This window comes from Dyella sp. (assembly GCF_035277725.1).
In the GTDB taxonomy this organism is placed as follows: domain Bacteria; phylum Pseudomonadota; class Gammaproteobacteria; order Xanthomonadales; family Rhodanobacteraceae; genus Dyella_B.
The window spans coordinates 1-20,594 of record NZ_DATEJY010000037.1; the positions used below are offsets into that span (position 1 = coordinate 1).

Genomic DNA, 20,594 nt, shown 5'->3' on the forward strand with positions numbered 1-20,594 from the left:
GCGATGGACGATTAGAAGTCCATGCCACCCATGCCGCCCATGCCACCGGCCGGTGCATGGTTGTGCTCTTCCTTCTTCGGCAGCTCGGCCACCATCGCCTCGGTGGTGATCGCCAGGCCGGCAACGGAGGACGCGTACTGCAGCGCCGAACGGGTGACCTTGGTCGGGTCCAGGATGCCGAACTCGACCATGTCGCCGAACTCGCCGGTGGCGGCGTTGTAGCCGTAGTTGCCCTTGCCTTCCTTGACCTGGTTGACGATCACGGACGGTTCGGCGCCGGCGTTGGCCACGATCTCGCGCAGCGGAGCTTCCAGCGCACGGCGGGTGATGGCGATGCCGAGGTTCTGGTCTTCGTTGTCGCCCTTCAGGCTGTCGAGGGCCTTGAGCGCACGGATCAGCGCCACGCCACCGCCAGGGACCACGCCTTCTTCAACGGCTGCGCGCGTAGCGTGCAGGGCGTCTTCGACGCGGGCCTTCTTTTCCTTCATTTCGACTTCGGTGGCAGCACCGACCTTGATCACAGCCACGCCGCCGGCCAGCTTGGCCACGCGTTCCTGCAGCTTCTCGCGGTCGTAGTCGGAGGTGGTCTCTTCGATCTGCGCCTTGATCTGCTTGATGCGCGCCTGGATCTTCTCGGCTTCGCCCGCGCCGTCGATGATGGTGCTGTTTTCCTTGGTCACCACGATCTTCTTGGCGCGACCCAGATCCTGCACGGTGGCCTTCTCAAGCTGCAGACCCACTTCTTCGGAGATGACCTGGCCGTTGGTGAGGATGGCCATGTCTTCCAGCATCGCCTTGCGGCGATCACCGAAGCCCGGCGCCTTCACGGCGGCAACCTTGACGATGCCACGGATGGTGTTGACCACCAGGGTGGCGAGCGCTTCGCCTTCCACTTCTTCGGCCACGATCAGGAGCGGCTTGCCAGCCTTGGCGACGCCTTCCAGCACCGGCAGCAGCTCGCGCACGTTGGAGATCTTCTTGTCGTACAGCAGGATGAACGGGTCTTCCAGCTCAACCTGCTGGCTCTGCTGGTTGTTGATGAAGTACGGCGAGAGGTAGCCGCGGTCGAACTGCATGCCTTCCACGACGTCCAGCTCGTTCTCCAGGCCCGAGCCTTCTTCCACGGTGATCACGCCTTCCTTGCCGACCTTCTTCATCGCGGTGGCGATGATGTCGCCGATGGCGGCGTCGGAGTTGGCGGAGATGGTGCCGACCTGGGCGATGGCCTTGTCGTCAGCGGTGGGCTTGGAGAGCTGCTTGAGCTCTTCCACCGAAGCGGCCACGGCCTTGTCGATGCCGCGCTTGAGGTCCATCGGGTTGATACCGGCGGCCACGGCCTTCATGCCTTCGCGGATGAACGCCTGGGCCAGAACCGTTGCGGTGGTGGTGCCGTCACCGGCGTTGTCGGAGGTCTTGGAAGCGGCTTCCTTGACGATCTGGGCGCCCATGTTTTCGTACGGATCGGCCAGTTCGATTTCCTTCGCCACGGACACGCCGTCCTTGGTGACGGTGGGGGCGCCGAAGCTCTTCTGGAGCACGACGTTGCGGCCCTTCGGGCCGAGGGTGACTTTCACTGCATTGGCGAGGGTGTTCACGCCCTTGAGGATGCGTGCGCGGCTGTCTTCGCCGAAGCGGACTTCTTTAGCTGCCATGGTGGTATTCCTTCAAATTCAGTAATTGGGATGCCAAGAGGGGCGGGAGAGGCCGATCAGCCTTCGATCACCGCGACGATGTCGTCTTCCTTCAGGAAGACCAGCTCTTCGCCGTCGATCTTGATTTCCTGGCCGGCGTACTTGCCGAACAGCACGGTTTCGCCGGCCTTGACCGACATCGGGCGAACCTTGCCGTCTTCCAGGATGCGGCCTTCACCGGCGGCGATGACCTTGCCGCGGGTCTGCTTTTCGGTAGCGCTATCGGGGATGACGATGCCGCCGGCGGAGACACGCTCCTCTTCCAGGCGCTTGACGATGACGCGATCGTGCAGCGGACGCAGTTTGCTCATGAGATGAACTCCAGCTATGGATGGATTGAAAAAGGGGTGACCCCGGACCGGCCTTGGCGCCGTTGTTAGCACTCGAGGTACGTGAGTGCCAATTCTAGTCACCAAAAAAACCCCTGCAAGTAGGGGCCGGACGGGTCGTGCCAGGGTTAATGGGGGAAACGGGAGCCCTTTCAAGGCCTTTCAACGAAACGACGCAGTTTGGAAATTCGGGATCGACACCGACGCCAAAAATGCCGACGATGGCCCGTTTCCAGCTGAGCAGACGGGCATCCAGGCCGTGACCACGGAGCAGACATTACGCGAGCAGATCGTCACCTACGGCCTGAAGCTGACCCCTTCGGGCCTGAGCCAGGGTACTTCCGGCAACCTCAGCGTGCGCCATGGCGACGGCTTCCTGATCACCCCCAGCGGCACGCCCTATGAGGAAATCACCCCCGCGGGTGTCGTGCAGGTGGCGATGGACGGCAGCCATGCGCCGGGCCTGCGCCCTTCCAGCGAATGGCGCTTCCACCGCGATATCTACGCCGCGCGCCCCGATGTGCACGCCGTGGTGCATGCCCATCCGCCTTACACCACCGGCCTGGCAATGTGCCGCATGGATATCCCGGCTGCGCATTACATGATTGCGGTGAGCGGTGGCGACTCGATCCGCTGCGCCGGCTACTACACCTATGGCACGCAGGAACTCTCCGATGCAGTCGTGCAGGCCCTCGATGGCCGCCTCGCCTGCCTGCTGGCCAACCACGGCATGATCGCCACCGGCGCCACCATGGAACAGGCGATGTGGCGCGCGATCGAAGTGGAGACCCTCGCCCGGCAATACACGATCGCCTTGCAAGTGGGCAAACCGGTGATGCTGCGCGACGAGGAAGTTACGCAAGTGATCGAGAAATTCGGAAACTACGGCTTGATGTCCAGAAAGTAGCGCACGCCATGTCCGATCCGAACAACGTCCTGCTCTGCTATTGCACCTGTCCCAATGCAGCCAGTGCGCAGCACCTGGCTGATGCGCTGGTCGGCGAATCGCTGGCCGCGTGCGTCAATCGCATTCCAGGAATTCATTCGACTTACCGCTGGAAAGGCGAAGTCACCACGGATGTCGAGGAGCTGTTGTTGATCAAGACCACGGTGGAACGCTTCGAGGCACTGAAAGAGCGCGTGCTCGCCTTGCATCCCTATGAGTTACCGGAACTGATCGCCGTTCCGGTAGAACGTGGTCATGCAGCCTATCTCGATTGGGTACGCACTGCCGGCGAAGCTTAAGGCAACACTGATGCTCGCGTAGGCTGGGATTTCATCCCAGCCTACGCACAGCCTCTCCCGCCAAGGTGCTGGTCAATGGGCAGCAAGCGCCTTCAACTTACTCGGCAACTGCGCATCGACGCCTTCGATACGCCGCACGACATGGCCTTGCGCGTCGATCAGCAGCAAGGTCGGTACGTGCATGACGCGAAAGCGTCGAAACAACGTACCCGATGCATCCAATGCCAGCGGCATCGTCAGATGGTGTTCGCGCTGATACGCAAGCAGATCATCCTTACCCGACCACAAGCCCGATGCGATGCCAAGCCAGCGCACCGGGCTATCGCGCGACAACGACGTCACTTGTTCGCGCACCGCCTTGCAACTTGCCGCAAGCGCAGGCCGGCTGTGGGCGAGATAGGTTTCGCACCAGGGCGAAAGAAACACCAAGACCGTGGGATGCGCGTGTTGTGCATCGAACTGAAATGACTCGCCATCAAGCGTGGGTACGCTGAGATTCGTAACGGGCTCTGAATCATCATGATCTGAAACATGCGGTGCTGCGACTGTCGCGTCGGATGATGCCACCGAGGTACGCGCCGCTTGCAAAGCCGCCGTAAGTTTCGCATTGACCTCGTGGCCGACATAAAGCACGCGCCCATCCTTGCCGATCACCACGTGCTGCGGCGTCACGCGCAAATGAAAGGCTTCGCCGATGGAACCGTCATCAAAGACGATCGGCATCTTCAATCCCATGGCGTCCCGATACTTGCGCACGTCTTCCACGGTATCGTCAAAGCCAACGTCGACGGCGATCACCGCAAGATCCGAGCCCGCGTGCTCATACACCTCTTTCAAGTGCGGCATCTGCTCGCGGCAGGGCACGCACCAGGTGGCCCAGAATTTCAGGTACACCGCCTTCTTGCCGTAGTAGCTGGCCAGATCGATGGTCTGGCCATCGATGGTCTTCAAGACCAACCGGGGTGCTGGAGTGCCGACCAGGCCACGCGCCGCGGACTGCGCGTGCTGCTCGCCGGTTTCGGCCTGCGCCAGCGCGCTGAATACCAGCAACAAAAACAGAATCACGATACGCACGATCCACTCCTTGAATGGGATGAACGCATGTTCGCGATTTGGCGCCTGGGCCATAAGAGCCACTTTGCGGTAATCCAGGTGGACCACCGGCCTAGTGCTCAGCTGCCCGGGAAATTCCCACATTCGTGGCAATGCCTGTATGTCGTCGCCCCGGCGAAAGCCAGGGCCTAGTGACTTTGGAGATCTTTCAAGTCGCTGGGGCGCGGCTTTCGCCGGGGCGACGAATGGGTGGCGTTGAACGGGCAGGCAGAGATGTCGCCTTGCGATGTGTGTTACGCGACCAGCCTCACCAGCTTGGCGATGCCCTCGTCGATCCGCGCCACATCGATCATGCCAAGGCCGAAGGCAACGCCGTTCACTGCCACGCCGTCCTTCGCATACGCATTCAAGGACTCCAGGTTGATGCCCTCCGTCGCCGCACGCTCGACCAAGGCCGGCGTGTCGACCGCGTCGTCGAGCATGGCCGCCAGATGCAGCCCCGCATCCGAAGGACACACTTGCAAGCGTCCTTTTCCATGCCGCTGCAACGCATCGAGCAACACCTCGCGTCGCTCCGCATACACCTTGCGCATATGCCGCACGTGACGCACCAGATGTCCTTCGGCAATGAACGCCGCCAGCGTATCCTGCGTCAGCACGTCGCCATGCCAATCGGCCAGGTGCTTGGCGTTGACGAAGGCCGTGCGCAGCCATGGCGGCGCTACCGCGTAGCCGAGCCGCAAAGTGGGAAACAGGCATTTGGAAAACGTGCCGACGTAGCAGACGGTGTCGTCGCGATCGAGCGTCTGCAGAGCATCCAGCGGCCGGCCGCCGTAGCGGAACTCGCTGTCGTAGTCGTCCTCGATCACCAGCGCACCGCGCGTGCGCGCAAAGGCCAGCAGCTCGACGCGCCGGCGCGGCGACATCACCACGCCGAGCGGGAATTGATGCGAAGGCGTTACATAGATCACGTTGGCATCGCGCGGGAGTTGTTCGACTACCAGGCCTTCGTTGTCCACCGGCACGCCTATCACTTGCGCACCAGCGGCACGAAACACTTCGCGCAGCGGCGGATAACCAGGATCTTCCACCGCTACCACGGTGCGCTCGGGCGTCACCAGCACGCGCGCCAACAGATCAAACGCCTGTTGCGCGCCACTGGTGACGATCACATCCTCGGCTTCGCACGACACCGCGCGTGCAAAGGAAATGTGCTGCGCAATCGCCTGACGCAAAGGCAACCGCCCCGACGCCGGATCGTAGAGCGATGCGGATCTGGACAGGTTACGCAAGGCGCGCGCGGAAAGCCGCCGCCAGATGTCATAAGGAAACGATCGGCTGTCCGGAATGCCGAGGCGAAAATCATGCGCATAGGTGCCGACATGCATGGGCCTGGGCAAACCCGTGAAGCTTCGCCAGTACGACGCTATGCGTTTGTCGGCGGCGGATACATCGATGCGTGCACGCCGATCGCTCCGCCGCATGGCGAGGTCGGCCACGAAGTTGCCGGCGCCGCGGCGCGCCTCGATGTAGCCCTCGCCCAGCAGCAGGTCATAGGCCGCCACGACGGTGTTGCGCGATACCTCCAACGCTTCGGCCAACTCACGTGTGGCGGGCAGACGCAACCCGGGTTTCAAACGACCATCCAGGATGGCCGCGCGCAGCTGGCCATGCAGCGCGGCCATGCGCTGCCGCGAGCCGCGGTCCGGCAATTGAAGTGGAAACTCGAAAGGATGCTCCATGCTGCGGACCCTGGCCAAACTGGACCCTTAGATTTGATCTAATGTGGATCTTTTGCAAGACCACCAGGCTGCGTACGCTTGATCTCCAAGCAGTGGTCAGCAGCCTCAAGCCACCCATCAAACAGGTCTCACGCCATGATCGAGCTCTACTTTGCCGCCACGCCGAACGGCCTGAAGGCCAAGCTGTTCCTGGAAGAAGCGCAACTGCCGTATCGCGTGATACCGGTGAGCCTGGGCAAGGGCGAGCAGTTCAAGCCGGAATGCCTCGCCCTGTCGCCGAACAACATCGCCTGTTACCCATGGATCGTTACGTACGAAGCACATGGACAGAACCTCGCTGATTTTCCCCATCTGAAGCGTTGGTTCGAAAGCATGGCGGCACGGCCAGCCGCCTTGCGTACGTATGAAGGTGTCGAGAATGTCCATGCACCCAAGCAGGCGATATCGGAGGAAGAACGCGACGAGCTGTTCAAGCAGGGCGCAAAGATTCGCGCCTGAGTCCGCCGCATCCGAAAAGACTGCTGACAGGTGTTGTCATTGCCCGGGTCTAGGGTTATCGGGCCACCTCCATGAGTGCCTATGCCATGAAGAAATCCGACATTGCCACGTTGATTCTGCTCGGCGCCGTGTGGGGTGCTTCGTTCCTCTTCATGCGCATGGGCGCGGCGCAGTTCGGCAGCATGGCCTTGGCGGGCATGCGTGCGATCGGCGCGGCGATCTGCTCGATTCCCTTGCTGCTGTCGCGCGAGCGTCTGGCCGAATTGCGCGCGAACTGGCGCTCGGTGGCCTTGATCGGCCTGGCCAATTCCGCGCTGCCGTTCGTGTTGTTCTCCTACGCTGCGCAGAGTCTGCCCGCGGGCCTGTCGGCGATCTTCGACGCGATCGCGCCGCTGCTGGTGGCCCTGTCCGGCTGGCTGTGGCTGAGCGAGCGATTGAACGCGATGCAGGCAAGTGGCCTGGTGATCGGCATGACTGGCGTGGTGTGGCTGATCGGCGGCAGCATGGGCTTCGGCCATGGCGGCGCGACGGTCGGCTGGGCGATGGCAGCCTGCGTAGGCGCCAATATCTGCTACACCTTCGGCGCGCACTACAGCCATCGGCGCGTGCAAAGCGTGTCGCCACTGACCGTCGCCATCGGCAGCCAGGTGGCCGCGGCGGTGATGCTGCTTCCTTCCACGCTATGGTTTTGGCCGGCGCAATCACCCACGCTGCAAGCATGGGTGGCGATGTTCGGGCTGGCCGCCGGCTGCACCACGCTCGCCTACGTGCTGTTCTACCGTTTGCTGGCGCGCATCGGCTCCACGCGCTCGATGGCGGTGCTGTATTTGATCCCCGTGTTCGGTGTGGTGTGGGGCGCGCTGTTCCTGCGCGAAACGGTGACGCTGGCGATGGCCGGCGGATGCATCGTTATCCTGCTCGGCGTGGCACTCACGACCGGTGTCTTGAAAATGCGTCCTACGGCACCCGCGCCGCTGAACGCGGTCGAATAGGCTCCGGCTTCCACCGCGAGCTGGTCCATAATCCCCGATCGCGCCCCACGCGATCCTCATGACTGGAGTTGGAATGCGCTCGCTTCGTTACGGCCGCGTCGCCGCTTACCTTTTCACGTTGCTGATGCTTTTGTTCGGCACGCGTGCCTTCGCGCAGGATGCCGAAGACAATCTGCTGCCGGTCACGGAAGCCTACAAGCTGAGCGCCGACGCCAGCACACCGGGCGTGGTGAAGCTGCACTGGGATATCGCACAGGATTACTACCTCTATCGCGGCCGCATGGCGTTCAAGGGCGGCGATGGCGTGACACTGGGCGAGGCGAAACTACCCGATGGCGCCAAACATGATGATCCCTACCTCGGCCCGGTGGAGACGTATCACCACAGCGTGGACGCCACCATTCCATACACGCTTGCACCTGGCACTACGGCTCTGAAGCTGGACGTGCGCTACCAGGGCTGCCACGAAACCGACCCGAAGATCTGCTATCCGCCGCATACCGAGCATTTGACGCTGCCGGTGCCCGCCACTGCCGGTGCACCGCCTGCCAACAAGCTCAACGATCTGTTCGGTTCGCGCACGCAGGCGTTGACCGGCGGCAGCCGCGAACCGTTGCCGGCGGAACAGGCCTTCCGCTTCGATGCGATCACGCAGGATGCCCATCATCTGCTGCTGCGCTGGACCATCGCCAAGGGTTATTACCTGTATCGCGATCAGACCCAGCTCGCAGTTAAAGATGCGCCGAAGCTTTCGCTGTCGCCCACGTGGCCAGCGGGCGTCACGCATGCAGATGCGCATTTCGGCGACACTACCGTGTATTTCGATGAGCTGACCTTGCCGGTGACGATCAACGGCGATACCGCCGCCATCAAGTCGCTGGCCTTGGTGGCGAGCTTTCAAGGCTGCCAGGACGGCGGCCTGTGCTACCCGTTGATGGCGCGCGAAGCGCATATCGATCTGACCGGTGGCAGCAGCGCGACGATCGCGACGGCCGCCAATCCGGCGCCGGAAATGCCGCCGGCCGATGCGAAGAAAGCAGCATCATCCGGCGTCAGCTTCTTGTACGCCCTGCTGCTCGCCCTGGGCGGCGGCCTGGTGCTGAATTTGATGCCATGCGTATTGCCGGTGCTTTCGATCAAGGCGATCGGCTTGATCGAGAGTGGCGAGAATCCTGCGCGCCGCCGCTTGCATGCCTTGATGTACACGGCCGGCGTCCTGGTGAGCTTCGCCGCGCTGGGCGCCATCATCATCGCGCTGAAGACGGCGTGGGGTGCGCATCTGCAGAATCCGCTGGTGGTGGCCGTGCTTGCGCTGGTGATGCTCGCGGTGGCGCTGTCGATGTCGGGCGTAGTGCAGTTCGGTGCGTCGCTCGGCAATACGGGCAGCTCGCTGGCGAGCCGCTCCGGGCCTGCGGGTGATTTCTTTACCGGTGTGCTGGCGGTGGTGGTGGCCAGCCCGTGCACGGCGCCATTCATGGGCACCGCGTTGGCGTATGCGCTGGTGGCGCCAATCGCCAGCGCCATCACGGTGTTCCTTGCCTTGGGGCTGGGCTTGTCGCTGCCGTTTCTTGCCGTGGGGTTCGTGCCCGCGCTGTCGCGCTGGTTGCCGCGTCCCGGCCGCTGGATGGAAACACTGAAGGAAGTGCTGGCCTTCCCGATGTATCTCACTGCCGCCTGGCTGGCCTGGGTGCTGGCCAATCAGCGCGGCGCCGATGCCGTTGGCCTGTTGCTGGTGGCGGCGGTACTACTGGCGATGACGCTGTGGTGGTTCGAACGCAGCCGCAACCATCGCACGCTGAGCCGCGCACTGGTGGCCCTGCTGGCGCTATTTACGCTGGCGCCGCTGTATTACCTCGGCACCTTGCCCTTGGCGGCGCAGACAGCGACCAGCGCGGACGGCATCGTCGCCTATTCGCCGGAGAAGCTCGCCGAACTGCGCAAGGCCGGCACGCCTGTGTTCGTCGACATGACCGCGGACTGGTGCGTCACCTGCAAGGCCAACGAACACGCCGTGCTCAACGGCGATGATTTCAAGGCGCTGCTCAAGCGCACCGGCGCCATTTATATGAAGGGCGACTGGACCAACGAAGACCCGGCCATCTCCGCCTTCCTGCAGCAATACCACTCGCCCGGCGTGCCGCTGTATGTGGTGTTCCCGAAGGACGGCAGCGATGGGCGGAAGCTGCCGACGGTGCTGACCTACTCGCTGGTGGAGCAGGCGTTGACTGAGGCGGCGAAGTGAGATATGCCGGCTGTAGCGCTTGGCTGCGACGTATCTCACGCCACGGGTCGGGTCGCCACGCAGGCCGGGGTGAAATCGTAGGCTGGGGTGCGAACCCCAGCATCGCCAGTGTATGCAAGCGTCACGATGTTGGGGTTCGCACCCCAACCTACGTGAACATGGTCATGCCCCTTGAGCCAAGCACCACTCCATGCTGAGCCGCACCAACCTCTTCATCCTCGGCCTCGCCCTGCTCGCCGCCATCGCCGGCGGCTGGTTGCAGCACCACAGCCGGCGGGCGCCCGTGCCGCCCGGCGTGCATGTCGCGAACGTCGGGGATCTCCGCCCGGACGTCGCCCTGTTCGACCTTGACGGGCATGAGCGCCGGCTTTCCGGCTACCAGGGCAAGCGTCTGCTGCTGAACTTCTGGGCCAGCTGGTGCGCGCCGTGCATCGCCGAGATGCCGGCGCTGAACGCGGCCCAGCACAAATTCGCCAATCAGGGAGCGATCGTGCTGGGTATTGCGATGGACCAGCCGGATAACGTGCACGCCTTTCTCGCCCAGCGCCCCGTCAACTATCCCGTGCTGCTCGGCCAGCTCGCCTCGCCGAGCACCTCGCTACGGTTCGGCGACGTGGACGAAGTACTGCCCTACAGCGTACTGCTGGATGAGAACGGCAAGATCCTGGCCGTCCAGCGAGGACCACTGAGCGCCAAACAGCTGGAACGTTGGCTATCGCCAGCAACCGCGCCCTGACGCCATTTAAGGCGCCATACGTCCACGCACGTTTAACATCTTCTTTCTCCGCCAAACGTCGCCGAATTGCGCCGAACTGGACAATATTCTCAGTACCGCGCACACTCTCGCCGGTTTCCGGGGAGCATGGGAGCACCATGGCGAAGCTGCTGGTCCTGCACGGACCCAACCTCAACCTGCTAGGCGTGCGCGAACCGGACATTTATGGCCGGGAGACGCTGGCCGATATCAACAACCAGCTGGCCCAGCGCGCCCAGGCCGCCGGCCATGAGCTGGCCTGGTACCAGTCCAACGCCGAGCACGAGCTGATTGGCCGCATTCACCAGGCGCGCGACGAGCAAATCGCCAGCATCCTGATCAACCCCGGCGCCTTCACCCACACCAGCGTAGCCCTGCGCGATGCGCTGGCCGCGGTGGGTATTCCCTTTATCGAGCTGCACATGAGCAATGTGCATGCCCGCGAACCGTTCCGCCGCCACTCCTACCTGTCCGATCTCGCGACAGGCGTGATCTGCGGCTTCGGCAGCGGCAGCTACCGCCTGGCGCTGGACGCCGCGCTGGCCAGACTTGAACCCATGCCTGCCGGCTAGCCCGCCCGTACCACTTTCTTTCACCCCATTACTGTTCACATCAGGGCCGCCAACCTGCGGCCCAAGACCCTGAGAAGGCAATCTCCTATGGATCTGCGCAAGATCAAAAAACTGATCGACCTGCTCGAGGAATCCAACCTCGCCGAACTGGAAATCAAGGAAGGCGAGGAAGTCGTCCGCCTGTCGCGCGTACCCAAGGGCGGCATCACCCTTGCCGCGCCGGCCGCCGTGCACATGCCAGCCGCGGCACCCGCGCCCGCACCGGCCGCCGCCGCACCGGCCGAAAGCGCGCCGGCAGGCAGCAACCTGCCGGCCGGCCACGTGGTGAAGGCGCCGATGGTCGGCACCTTCTATGCCTCGGCCAGTCCGGGCGCCGCCGCGTTCGTAAAGGTGGGCCAGCAAGTGAAGGCCGGCGAGACGCTGGGCATCATCGAAGCGATGAAGATGTTCAACCAGATCGAAGCCGAGGTCAGCGGCACTGTGCAGGCCATCCTGGTGGATAACGGCCAGCCGGTGGAATTCGACCAGCCGATGTTCGTGATCGCCTAACCGGCCTGACGACTATGCAAAAGCTCGAAAAGGTCGTTATCGCCAATCGTGGCGAAATCGCGCTGCGCATCCTGCGTGCGTGCCACAGCCTCGGCATCAAGACCGTGGCGGTGCACTCCACCGCGGATCGCAACCTCAAGCACGTGGGCCTGGCGGATGAAGCCATCTGCATCGGCCCCGCGCCATCGGTCGACAGCTACCTCAACATTCCGCGCATCATTGCGGCGGCGGAAATCACCGACGCCAACGCGATCCATCCCGGCTACGGCTTTCTGGCCGAGCGTGCCGATTTCGCCGAACAGGTGGAGCAATCCGGCTTCATCTTTATTGGACCGACGGCGGACGTGATCCGCATGATGGGCGACAAGGTCGAAGCCATCCGCGCAATGAAATCCGCCGGCGTGCCGTGCGTGCCCGGTTCCGGTGGCCCGCTCGGCGACAACGTCGAAGAAAACATGCGCATTGCGCGCGAAATCGGCTATCCGGTGATCATCAAGGCTGCCGGCGGCGGCGGCGGCCGCGGCATGCGCGTGGTGCGCACCGAAGCGCATCTGGGCAACGCCATCACCATGACCAAGCAGGAAGCCAAGGCGGCTTTCGGCAACGATCAGGTGTACATGGAGAAGTTTCTGGAAAATCCGCGCCACGTGGAAATCCAGGTGCTCGCCGACGGTCAAGGCCATGCAATTCACCTTGGCGAACGCGACTGCTCGATGCAGCGCCGTCACCAGAAAGTGGTCGAAGAAGCGCCCGCCCCTGGCATCACGCCAGAACAGCGCGCGCAGATCGGCCAGGTGTGCGTGGATGCATGTCTGCGCATCGGTTATCGCGGCGCAGGCACGTTCGAATTCCTGTTCGAGAACGGCCGCTTCTACTTCATTGAAATGAACACACGCATCCAGGTGGAACATCCGGTAACGGAACTGATCACCGGCGTGGATCTGGTGCGTGAGCAATTGCTGATCGCCGCCGGCGAAAAGCTGTCGCTCAAGCAGGAAAACATCAAGATCAATGGCCATGCGATCGAGTGCCGCATCAATGCGGAAGATCCGGAAACCTTCATGCCTTCACCCGGCACCGTGAAGCGCTTCGAAGCACCCGGCGGCCCCGGCGTGCGCGTCGATACGCACTTGTACGACGGCTATCGCATTCCGCCGAACTACGATTCGATGATCGGCAAGCTGATCGTGCACGGACCGGATCGCGAAACGGCCATTGCACGCATGCGTCTGGCGCTGGCCGAAACGGTGATCGAAGGCGTGAAGTGCAACGTGCCGTTGCAGCAGCGCATCATGTCCGACGTCGGTTTCCAGCAAGGTGGACAGAACATCCACTATCTGGAAAAGCGCATGGCGGAGCATAAGGAACATCCGCATAGCGGGCTTGAATCGAAGGCTTGATTGGCACGCTCATCGTCGTGCTTGTTGTTCATCGTCCCGGCGAACGCCAGGACCCAGCGACTTGAAGCTCCAAAGGCACTGGGCCCCGGCATTCGCCGGGGCGAGAATCAGTGGCGTCAGGTCAATTGGCAAAGTTGAGCCCGATCGCAAGATTCGCGCTTCACCCTACCCTCGCCCCAAAAGGCAGAGGGACAATGCCCGCAGCTCTCCCTCCTCCGGAACACCGATGCCCTGGCTCGAACTCTCCCTGACTGTCCGCGCCGAACAGCAACCACGCGTGGAAGAAGCGCTGGACGATCTGGGCTCGCTGTCGATCACGCTACGTGACGCCAACGCCGAAACCGCCGACGAACAGGCCATTTTCGAACCCGGCGTGGGCGAGTTGCCGCTGTGGTCGACCATCACCTTGAACGCCCTGTTCGATGCCGATATCGACCGCCGCGGCCTCAGCGAAGCCTTGAGCGAACTGCTGCCGTGGCTGGAGCCCGATCAGCTCAGCTTCCGCGACGTTGCCGATGAAGATTGGGAACGCGCATGGATGGACCAGTTCAAGCCGATGTCATTCGGCCGTCGGCTATGGATTTATCCCTGGAATATCGCCCCACCCGATGACGATGACCTGGCGATCGTGCAACTCGATCCCGGCCTCGCCTTCGGCAGCGGTACGCATCCCACCACCGCGCTGTGCCTGGAATGGCTGGACAGCCTGGATCTCGGCAGCAGGCGCGTGATCGACTTCGGCTGTGGCTCGGGCATTCTCGCCATCGCCGCGCTGAAGCTCGGCGCGGCAGCAGCCGTAGGCGTGGACAACGATCCGCAAGCGCTCACCGCCTCGGCCGACAACGCTGAACGCAATCAGGTCGCCGATCGTCTGGCGTTGTTCCTGCCCGATGATTTCGCCGGCGAACCCGCCGATGTCTTCGTCGCCAACATTCTTGCCGGCCCGCTCGGCGAATTGGCGCCCACCTTTGCCGCCCTCGCCAAGCCAGGCGCCCCGTTCGCGCTCTCGGGCATCCTGCAAGGCCAGCAGGAAGAACTGCTGGCGCGTTATGCCGAATGGTTTGACGGCTTGCGCGTGGACGTGCGCGAAGATTGGGTACGTATCAGCGGCCAGCGTCGCGTTTGATCGCCGCCGTGCCTGCTAAGCTTGCGGCACACACGTTTTAGCGCACCCATGTATACGCAATGCCCTGAATGCCTGTCCGTGTTTTCAGTGGATGCGCGCACGCTCGCGCAGGCACACGGCTTCGTCATGTGCGGACATTGCGGTACCGGTTTCGACAGCATCGCCACCTTGGCCGATCAACTGCCGCCGGAACCCTTTCACGAACTGCCTTCCCACGAACCCGGCGTGGAACCGCCGCGCCTGGAAGCAGCGGTCTATCGGCCCAAACCCGACACCGAACCCGAGCCGGGCGACACGCCGACGTTGCGCGACGACTTCGCCGATCTCATCGTCACGCCGCGTTTCGCACGCGACAAGCGCACCGACAAACCGCGCCGCTGGCCATGGGTGATGGCATGTCTGTTGCTGTTGCTGGCTCTTGTCGCGCAGATCGGCTGGGCGCTGCGCGACACCTTGATTGCCGACCCCACCACCGGTTCGCTGATACAGCAAGCATGTTCAGTACTGTCATGCCACTTGCCGCCGGTACGTGACGTCAGCAAGCTGCATTTGCTTGCGCGCGATGTGCAAACGCATCCCACCGTGCCCGGCGCCTTGCTGATCAGTGCCACGTTGCGCAACGACGCAACATTCACTCAGCCTTGGCCTGTGGTCGCCATTCGATTGACCGATGGCAATGGCAAAGTCATCGCCATGCGTCGTCTCAATCCCTACGAATACCTCGATGATACGGAAGCCTTGCATCGAGGCCTTGCGCCCGGCGCTAGCACAGCTTTGGTCTTTGAGGTAGAGGATCCGGGGCATCAAGCGGTCGGCTTTGACATGGCGTTTGAATAACCATCGCTTAGTGCCTGTTCGGCATGGCCTTATGCGGTTACATGCATTTTCATCGCAGAAGGCTCTTAATTTTATCGGCGGTCGCGAGTACACTCGGTCCCTCGCGCTGCAGAAAGCAGCGACTGCCGACCCGCCGCGAAAGCGGTAACTGCCAGAACATGGTGACGGCCTATGCAGCCGTTGCGTGGAGTCCGTGAGGGGACATGTCCTTGAACGCCGTGAGACTGCCTGCCAACGAGGTTGTTCGTGAATCCTCGTCGCAGAGCGCACTGAGTGAATGTGTCAGTCGTACAGTGCGCCGCTATCTTGCGGACATTGGCGACACGCCGTGCGACGAAGGTTTGCACGCATTGGTGATTCGCGAAGTCGAAGGTCCATTGCTGCGGGAAGTACTGGCATTTCATGATGGCAACCAGAGCCGCGCAGCAGCGGTGCTGGGCATCAACCGCGCCACCTTGCGCAAGAAGCTCTCGCAGCACGGCCTGCTCTAAGTAGCCAAGGCCGAGTCTGGCCGCAACATCTCGTTTAGACGTCCAAACATCCGCCGCAAGGCAGGCGTGGCGCGCTATAATGCGCAGCTTTCCCGTTCCCGGAAGCCACCATGCCTGCACCTGCCGTCACGCCTATCCGCCGTGCCCTGATCAGCGTCTCGGACAAAGCCGGACTGATCGAACTGGGCAAACGCCTGGCGGCAGCCAAGGTGGAATTGCTTTCCACCGGCGGCAGCGCGAAGGCGCTGCGCGACGCCGGCATACCCGTCAAAGACGTCAGTGACGTGACCGGTTTTCCGGAGATCATGGATGGCCGCGTCAAGACCTTGCATCCCAAGGTACACGGCGGCCTGCTCGGTCGCCGCGACACGGATGACGCAGTAATGGCTGAACTCGGCATCGCGCCAATCGATCTGCTGGTGTTGAATCTCTATCCGTTCGAAGCAACCGTCGCCAGGCCCGATTGCACGCTGGAACAAGCCATCGAAAACATCGATATCGGTGGCCCCGCCATGCTGCGTTCCGCGGCAAAAAACTGGAGCGACGTCGGCGTGCTCACCTCGCCCGATCAATACGACGAAGCCTTGTCGGAAATCGAACAGCACGGTGGCTTGAGCCGCGCTACACGCTTCAAGTTGGCCGTCGCGGCGTTCAATCGCGTTTCCAACTATGACGGCGCGATCAGCGATTATTTGTCAGGCCTGCAGCTCAACGATGCGCAAGACGCCACTGCCGGTCATGACGCCTTCCCCGGCCAGCTCAACAGCCGTTTCGTGAAAACGCTGGATTTGCGCTACGGCGAAAACCCGCATCAGCAGGCTGCGTTCTATCGCGATCTGCAACCCGTGCCCGGGACCCTTGCAACGTTCCAGCAGTTGCAGGGCAAGGAACTCTCCTTCAACAACATCGCCGATGCGGATGCTGCGTGGGAATGCGTGCGCAGCTTCACCAAGCCGGCTTGCGTGATCGTGAAGCATGCCAATCCCTGCGGCGTAGCGGTAAGCCTGGATGGCATCGCCAAAGCTTACGACCTGGCCTTCCAGACCGATCCCACGTCCGCCTTCGGCGGCATCATCGCGTTCAATCGCGAAGTGGATGGCGCGCTCGCACAGACGATGGTGGAACGCCAGTTCATCGAAGTCGTGCTGGCGCCCGGTTATTCGGATGAAGCGCTGAAAGCGTTCACCAAGAAGGGCAACGTGCGCGTATTGCGCATTCCCGTACTGGCGGAAAGCGGAAACGTGGCCGCGGCCTATGATCTGCGGCGCGTCGGCTCCGGCTTGCTGGTGCAGACAGCGGATCGCGGCATGATCACGGCGGCACACCTGAAGATCGTCACCCGCCGCGCACCCACGCAGGAACAGATCGACGACCTGATCTTCGCCTGGAAGGTGGCGAAGTACGTGAAGAGCAACGCCATCGTCTACGCGCGCCATCGCCAGACCATTGGCATCGGCGCCGGCCAAATGAGCCGCGTGTACAGCGCGCGCATCGCTGGCATCAAGGCGGCTGACGAAAAGCTGGAAGTGCGCGGATCGGTCATGGCATCCGATGCGTTCTTCCCCTTCCGTGATGGCATCGATGCTGCCGCAGCCGCAGGTATCAGCGCAGTGATTCAACCGGGCGGTTCGATGCGCGATGCGGAAGTGATTGCCGCGGCGGATGAGCACGATATGGCGATGGTGTTCACCGGCATGCGCCATTTCCGCCACTAGTAGGTTGGGGTGCGAACCCCAACATTGCCATGCCGAACAGGATTGCCATGTTGGGGTTCGCACCCCAACCTACAAGTCGGCAGCAAGCTGTTTCGTCTGAGAAGCGTTGCATAGCGCACGTTGCGCATATCGCCGCGCCAGCACCGCGCACGTCATCAACTGCATCTGATGGAACAGCATGATCGGCAACACGATCATGCCCAGCACATGCGCGGGAAACAGCACGTTCGCCATCGGTACGCCACTGGCCAGGCTCTTCTTGGAACCGCAGAACACGATGGTGATTTCGTCCTCGCGATTGAAACCCAGCGCACGTGAGCCATAGCGCGTCGTCAGCAGTGCTGCGGCCAGCAGAATGGCGTTGACGACCAGCAGACCGCCCAGCACCGGCAAGGGAAGCTGCTTCCACAAACCCTGCAATACCGCCGCACTGAAGGCGGTGTACACCACCAGCAGGATCGAACCCTGGTCAACCAGCCCCACCAGCGACCGATGTTGCTGCACCCAGCCACCGATCCAGCGCTGCGCAATCTGGCCCGCCACGAACGGCACGAACAGCTGCAACACGATATCGCCGACCGAATGCCAGGACAGGCCGCCCTGCCCATGCGCATGCACCACCAGGCCCGTCAGCAATGGCGTCACCGCAATGCCGATCAAACTGGATGCCGACGCCGAGCACACCGCCGCCGGCACGTTGCCGCGTGCAATGGAGGTGAACGCAATGGACGATTGCACCGTCGACGGCAAGGTGCACAGAAACAGAATGCCAACGTAAAGCGCCGGCGTAACCAGCGGCAACAGCAAAGGTTTGAGCAGCAGGCCCAATAGCGGAAACAACACGAAGGTACTTGCCAACACGGTCAGATGCAGGCGCCAGTTCGTCATGCCGGCGACCACCGCCTCGCGCGAGAGCTTGGCGCCATGCAAAAAGAACAGCAGCGCGATGGCGAGATTGGTGAGCCAGTCGAACGCCACCGCCACGTGACCCCGGCAGGGCAACACGCTGGCAGTGATGACGGTGGCGATCAGGCAAAGGGTGAAGTTGTCGGGCAGAAAGCGGCGCAGGGACATGGCTGCAGGCTCGCGGGAGCGGAAAGTGGCGTTATTTCACTGTCCGGCCATTGATAAATCAAATAACTTTATTATATCTATTGATACGCTATGAGCATGAATGTCAATCTCCGGCAATTACGGGTTTTCCTGGCCGTTGCGCGCCAACGCCATTTCCGTCGCGCCGCGGAACATCTGTACCTGAGCCAGCCGGCGGTGAGCCGGCACGTGGCGGAATTGGAAGCCGAGCTCGGCGTGCGCCTGTTCGATCGCAGCACGCGCGAGGTGATTCCCACCGAAGCCGGCCGCTATCTGGAAAGCGCGATCGAACGCGTACTGGATGAACTCGAGGGCGTGCTGGATCACGTGCACGCCGAAGGCGAGCGCAAGCACGGTAAGATCCATATCGCCTCCGTGCCGACGCTCTCGGCCAGCTTGATGCCGCTGTGCATTGCCGATTGCGCCCGCGACTATCCCGAACTCACCATCCAGTTGCACGACCAGGCGCAAACCCTGGTACTCGATAGCGTGCGCGGTGGCGAGGTGGATTTCGGCATCGCGATCGAACCGCCCGAGGCTGGCGAATTCGACAGCGAAGTGATCATGCATGATCCCTTCTGTCTCGCCTGCCGCCCTGATCATCCACTCGCACAACACAAGACCGTGGCGTGGAAGAAATTGCAAGGGCAGCCGCTGGTGCTGCTGGATTATTCCTCCGGCAGCCGGCGGCTGATCGATCAACTGTTGCAGAAACACGGCGTGGAAGCGCGCGTCGTTCAACAAACCGGCCATCCATACACGGCTTTCCGCATGGTCGAGGCCGGGCTGGGTGTCACAGTGACGCCCGGCCTTTCATCGCCACCTTCCACGCTTGCCGTACGGCCGCTTACACCCGCCGAGCGACGCGCCGTCACCTTGATCCATCGCCGCCAGCGTTCGTTGTCGCCGTTGGCGACCCTGGTGTGGAATCGCCTGCGCGAACTCACCGCAAAAGGTGCTCTCACACCGCGTTGAGCGCCGTTTATCTACGCTCCACACGCTTTCGAGCCGAGGAAAATCCATGCGCTACGAACTCTATTACTGGACGGGCATTCAGGGCCGCGGCGAATACGTGCGACTCGCGCTCGAAGACGCCGGCGCCGATTACATCGACGTGGCGCGCGAACGCGGCGACAAGGCCATCATGCCGTTCCTGCGCGGCAAGCAGGATGGCGCCTTACCGTTCGCGCCGCCGTTTCTCAAAGCGGGCCGCCTGGTGATTGCGCAGACAGCCACCATCCTCGCCTATCTCGGACCACGCCTGGGACTGGTGCCTGGTGGGCAATCCGCGGAAATCTACGCGCAGCAGTTACAACTGACGATCGCCGATTTCGTAGTGGACATTCACGACACGCATCACCCGCTTGCCGTCGATCAGTATTACGAACAACAGCGCGCCGCCGCACGCAAACGCAGCGAGTCGTTTCGCGAAGCGCGCTTGCCGAAATTCCTCGGTTATTTCGAACAGGTGCTGGAGCGCGGCAATGGCAAGCAGGCGCTGTCGCGCCACTCCTATGTCGATCTCTCGCTATTCCAGCTCGTCAGCGGACTCGACTACGCCTTTCCCAACACGATGCGCCGCATGCAGAAACGCATACCACGCTTGCGCGCCCTGGCCGAGCGCATCGCCGAGCGGCCGAACATAGCGGCGTATCTCGCTTCGCCACGGCGCATCCCCTTCAACGAGGACGGCATCTTCCGCCACTATGCCGAATTGGATCCCGCGCGCTGAAAGTCAGCGCAGGTGCGGATGAAGCATCGCCGAACCCCAACCTAGATCTGCAAGCGTCAGAGCTGTCGGGGTTCGCATTCGCTTACCCCAACCTACGCAAACAAAGCAATCACCAGCGAACCGGCCACGATCAAGACGCCGCCAATCAGTACCGGCCAACTCGGTTTTTCACCCAGCACCAGCAAGCCCAGCACGATCGCGATGGCCACGCTGAGCTTGTCGATCGGCGCCACCTTGCTGATCGGCCCCAACTGCAACGCGCGGTAGTAGCACAGCCACGACAGCCCCGTGGCGATACCCGAAAGCACCAGAAACACCCAGCTATGCCACGGCAAGCCGGACGGCTTGGCCCACTCCGCACGCAAGCTGAGGATGCCCGCGGTCACCGCGAGAATCACCAGCGTGCGAATGAAGGTGGCGAGATTGGAATTGATCCCCGCCACGCCAAGCTTGCCGAACAGCGCCGTCAATGCGGCGAAGAACGCCGAACCCAATGCAAACAACAGCCAGCTTTCGCGCAGGTTCATGCGCAAG

At 62.4% G+C, this 20,594-nt stretch carries 21 protein-coding genes; 15 read left to right on the top strand and 6 right to left on the bottom strand.

What is annotated here, in order from left to right; all coding sequences use genetic code 11:
* Nucleotides 1-11: 11 nt before the first annotated feature.
* The gene (gene groL / locus VJR68_RS03035; RefSeq protein WP_324146073.1) at nucleotides 12-1,652 is read right to left on the bottom strand and encodes a chaperonin GroEL; all 1,641 of its coding nucleotides are present in this window, start codon (nucleotides 1,650-1,652) and stop codon (nucleotides 12-14) included.
* Between the two features lie 56 nt (nucleotides 1,653-1,708).
* Complete coding sequence (gene groES / locus VJR68_RS03040) at nucleotides 1,709-2,002, bottom strand: co-chaperone GroES (RefSeq protein ID WP_188797337.1); 294 nt, start codon at nucleotides 2,000-2,002, stop codon at nucleotides 1,709-1,711.
* A gap of 277 nt (nucleotides 2,003-2,279) precedes the next feature.
* Here groES and VJR68_RS03045 point away from each other — a divergent pair, with 277 nt between their 5' ends.
* Nucleotides 2,280-2,927, top strand: coding sequence for a class II aldolase/adducin family protein (locus VJR68_RS03045; RefSeq protein WP_324146074.1), 648 nt, complete (start codon nucleotides 2,280-2,282; stop codon nucleotides 2,925-2,927).
* Between the two features lie 8 nt (nucleotides 2,928-2,935).
* A complete protein-coding gene (gene cutA, locus VJR68_RS03050; RefSeq protein ID WP_324146075.1) occupies nucleotides 2,936-3,265 on the top strand; it encodes a divalent-cation tolerance protein CutA in 330 nt (109 codons plus the stop codon).
* A 72-nt stretch (nucleotides 3,266-3,337) separates the two neighbouring features.
* Here the strand turns inward: cutA and VJR68_RS03055 are convergent, their stop codons facing one another.
* Together VJR68_RS03055 and VJR68_RS03060 are read right to left on the bottom strand one after the other, a co-directional pair.
* Nucleotides 3,338-4,339: a TlpA disulfide reductase family protein gene (locus tag VJR68_RS03055; RefSeq protein WP_324146076.1), complete on the bottom strand. Its 1,002-nt coding sequence runs from the start codon at nucleotides 4,337-4,339 to the stop codon at nucleotides 3,338-3,340.
* Between the two features lie 272 nt (nucleotides 4,340-4,611).
* Nucleotides 4,612-6,060: a PLP-dependent aminotransferase family protein gene (locus VJR68_RS03060; protein ID WP_324146077.1), complete on the bottom strand. Its 1,449-nt coding sequence runs from the start codon at nucleotides 6,058-6,060 to the stop codon at nucleotides 4,612-4,614.
* A 135-nt stretch (nucleotides 6,061-6,195) separates the two neighbouring features.
* On the opposite strand from VJR68_RS03060, the gene VJR68_RS03065 reads away from it, so the two are divergent.
* The 11 genes from VJR68_RS03065 to purH all read left to right on the top strand — a co-directional run bounded on the left by VJR68_RS03065 (nucleotide 6,196) and on the right by purH (nucleotide 17,236).
* Nucleotides 6,196-6,558, top strand: a complete 363-nt coding sequence (locus VJR68_RS03065) for a hypothetical protein (RefSeq protein WP_324146078.1) — start codon at nucleotides 6,196-6,198, stop codon at nucleotides 6,556-6,558.
* A gap of 86 nt (nucleotides 6,559-6,644) precedes the next feature.
* Nucleotides 6,645-7,550 carry a DMT family transporter gene (locus VJR68_RS03070; protein ID WP_324146079.1) on the top strand — a complete coding sequence of 302 codons (906 nt, stop codon included), beginning with the start codon at nucleotides 6,645-6,647 and terminating at the stop codon, nucleotides 7,548-7,550.
* A gap of 73 nt (nucleotides 7,551-7,623) precedes the next feature.
* Complete coding sequence (locus VJR68_RS03075; RefSeq protein ID WP_324146080.1) at nucleotides 7,624-9,792, top strand: protein-disulfide reductase DsbD; 2,169 nt, start codon at nucleotides 7,624-7,626, stop codon at nucleotides 9,790-9,792.
* A 190-nt stretch (nucleotides 9,793-9,982) separates the two neighbouring features.
* Nucleotides 9,983-10,528, top strand: coding sequence for a TlpA disulfide reductase family protein (locus VJR68_RS03080; protein ID WP_324146081.1), 546 nt, complete (start codon nucleotides 9,983-9,985; stop codon nucleotides 10,526-10,528).
* A gap of 137 nt (nucleotides 10,529-10,665) precedes the next feature.
* Nucleotides 10,666-11,118, top strand: coding sequence for a type II 3-dehydroquinate dehydratase (aroQ, locus tag VJR68_RS03085; protein WP_324146082.1), 453 nt, complete (start codon nucleotides 10,666-10,668; stop codon nucleotides 11,116-11,118).
* 87 nt (nucleotides 11,119-11,205) lie between these two features.
* Nucleotides 11,206-11,667, top strand: a complete 462-nt coding sequence (accB, locus tag VJR68_RS03090) for an acetyl-CoA carboxylase biotin carboxyl carrier protein (RefSeq protein ID WP_324146083.1) — start codon at nucleotides 11,206-11,208, stop codon at nucleotides 11,665-11,667.
* 14 nt (nucleotides 11,668-11,681) lie between these two features.
* Nucleotides 11,682-13,067 (top strand): acetyl-CoA carboxylase biotin carboxylase subunit, encoded by a 1,386-nt coding sequence (accC, locus tag VJR68_RS03095; protein WP_324146084.1) that lies wholly within the window; start codon nucleotides 11,682-11,684, stop codon nucleotides 13,065-13,067.
* A 226-nt stretch (nucleotides 13,068-13,293) separates the two neighbouring features.
* Entirely contained in the window at nucleotides 13,294-14,193 is a 900-nt protein-coding gene (prmA, locus tag VJR68_RS03100) for a 50S ribosomal protein L11 methyltransferase (RefSeq protein ID WP_324146085.1), read from the top strand.
* Between the two features lie 78 nt (nucleotides 14,194-14,271).
* Nucleotides 14,272-15,030 (top strand): DUF3426 domain-containing protein, encoded by a 759-nt coding sequence (locus VJR68_RS03105; RefSeq protein ID WP_414647727.1) that lies wholly within the window; start codon nucleotides 14,272-14,274, stop codon nucleotides 15,028-15,030.
* A 203-nt stretch (nucleotides 15,031-15,233) separates the two neighbouring features.
* Complete coding sequence (locus VJR68_RS03110; RefSeq protein ID WP_324146087.1) at nucleotides 15,234-15,521, top strand: helix-turn-helix domain-containing protein; 288 nt, start codon at nucleotides 15,234-15,236, stop codon at nucleotides 15,519-15,521.
* A 110-nt stretch (nucleotides 15,522-15,631) separates the two neighbouring features.
* A complete protein-coding gene (purH, locus tag VJR68_RS03115; RefSeq protein ID WP_324146088.1) occupies nucleotides 15,632-17,236 on the top strand; it encodes a bifunctional phosphoribosylaminoimidazolecarboxamide formyltransferase/IMP cyclohydrolase in 1,605 nt (534 codons plus the stop codon).
* Nucleotides 17,237-17,305: 69 nt separating this feature from the next.
* On the opposite strand, the gene VJR68_RS03120 is transcribed toward purH, so the two are convergent.
* A complete protein-coding gene (locus VJR68_RS03120; RefSeq protein ID WP_324146089.1) occupies nucleotides 17,306-18,310 on the bottom strand; it encodes a bile acid:sodium symporter family protein in 1,005 nt (334 codons plus the stop codon).
* A gap of 96 nt (nucleotides 18,311-18,406) precedes the next feature.
* Between VJR68_RS03120 and VJR68_RS03125 the strand changes: the two genes are divergently transcribed.
* Together VJR68_RS03125 and VJR68_RS03130 are read left to right on the top strand one after the other, a co-directional pair.
* Entirely contained in the window at nucleotides 18,407-19,303 is an 897-nt protein-coding gene (locus VJR68_RS03125; protein WP_324146090.1) for a LysR family transcriptional regulator, read from the top strand.
* A 46-nt stretch (nucleotides 19,304-19,349) separates the two neighbouring features.
* Entirely contained in the window at nucleotides 19,350-20,060 is a 711-nt protein-coding gene (locus VJR68_RS03130) for a glutathione S-transferase (protein ID WP_324146091.1), read from the top strand.
* Nucleotides 20,061-20,152: 92 nt separating this feature from the next.
* Here the strand turns inward: VJR68_RS03130 and VJR68_RS03135 are convergent, their stop codons facing one another.
* Nucleotides 20,153-20,587: an EamA family transporter gene (locus VJR68_RS03135; protein ID WP_324146092.1), complete on the bottom strand. Its 435-nt coding sequence runs from the start codon at nucleotides 20,585-20,587 to the stop codon at nucleotides 20,153-20,155.
* Nucleotides 20,588-20,594: the final 7 nt, after the last annotated feature.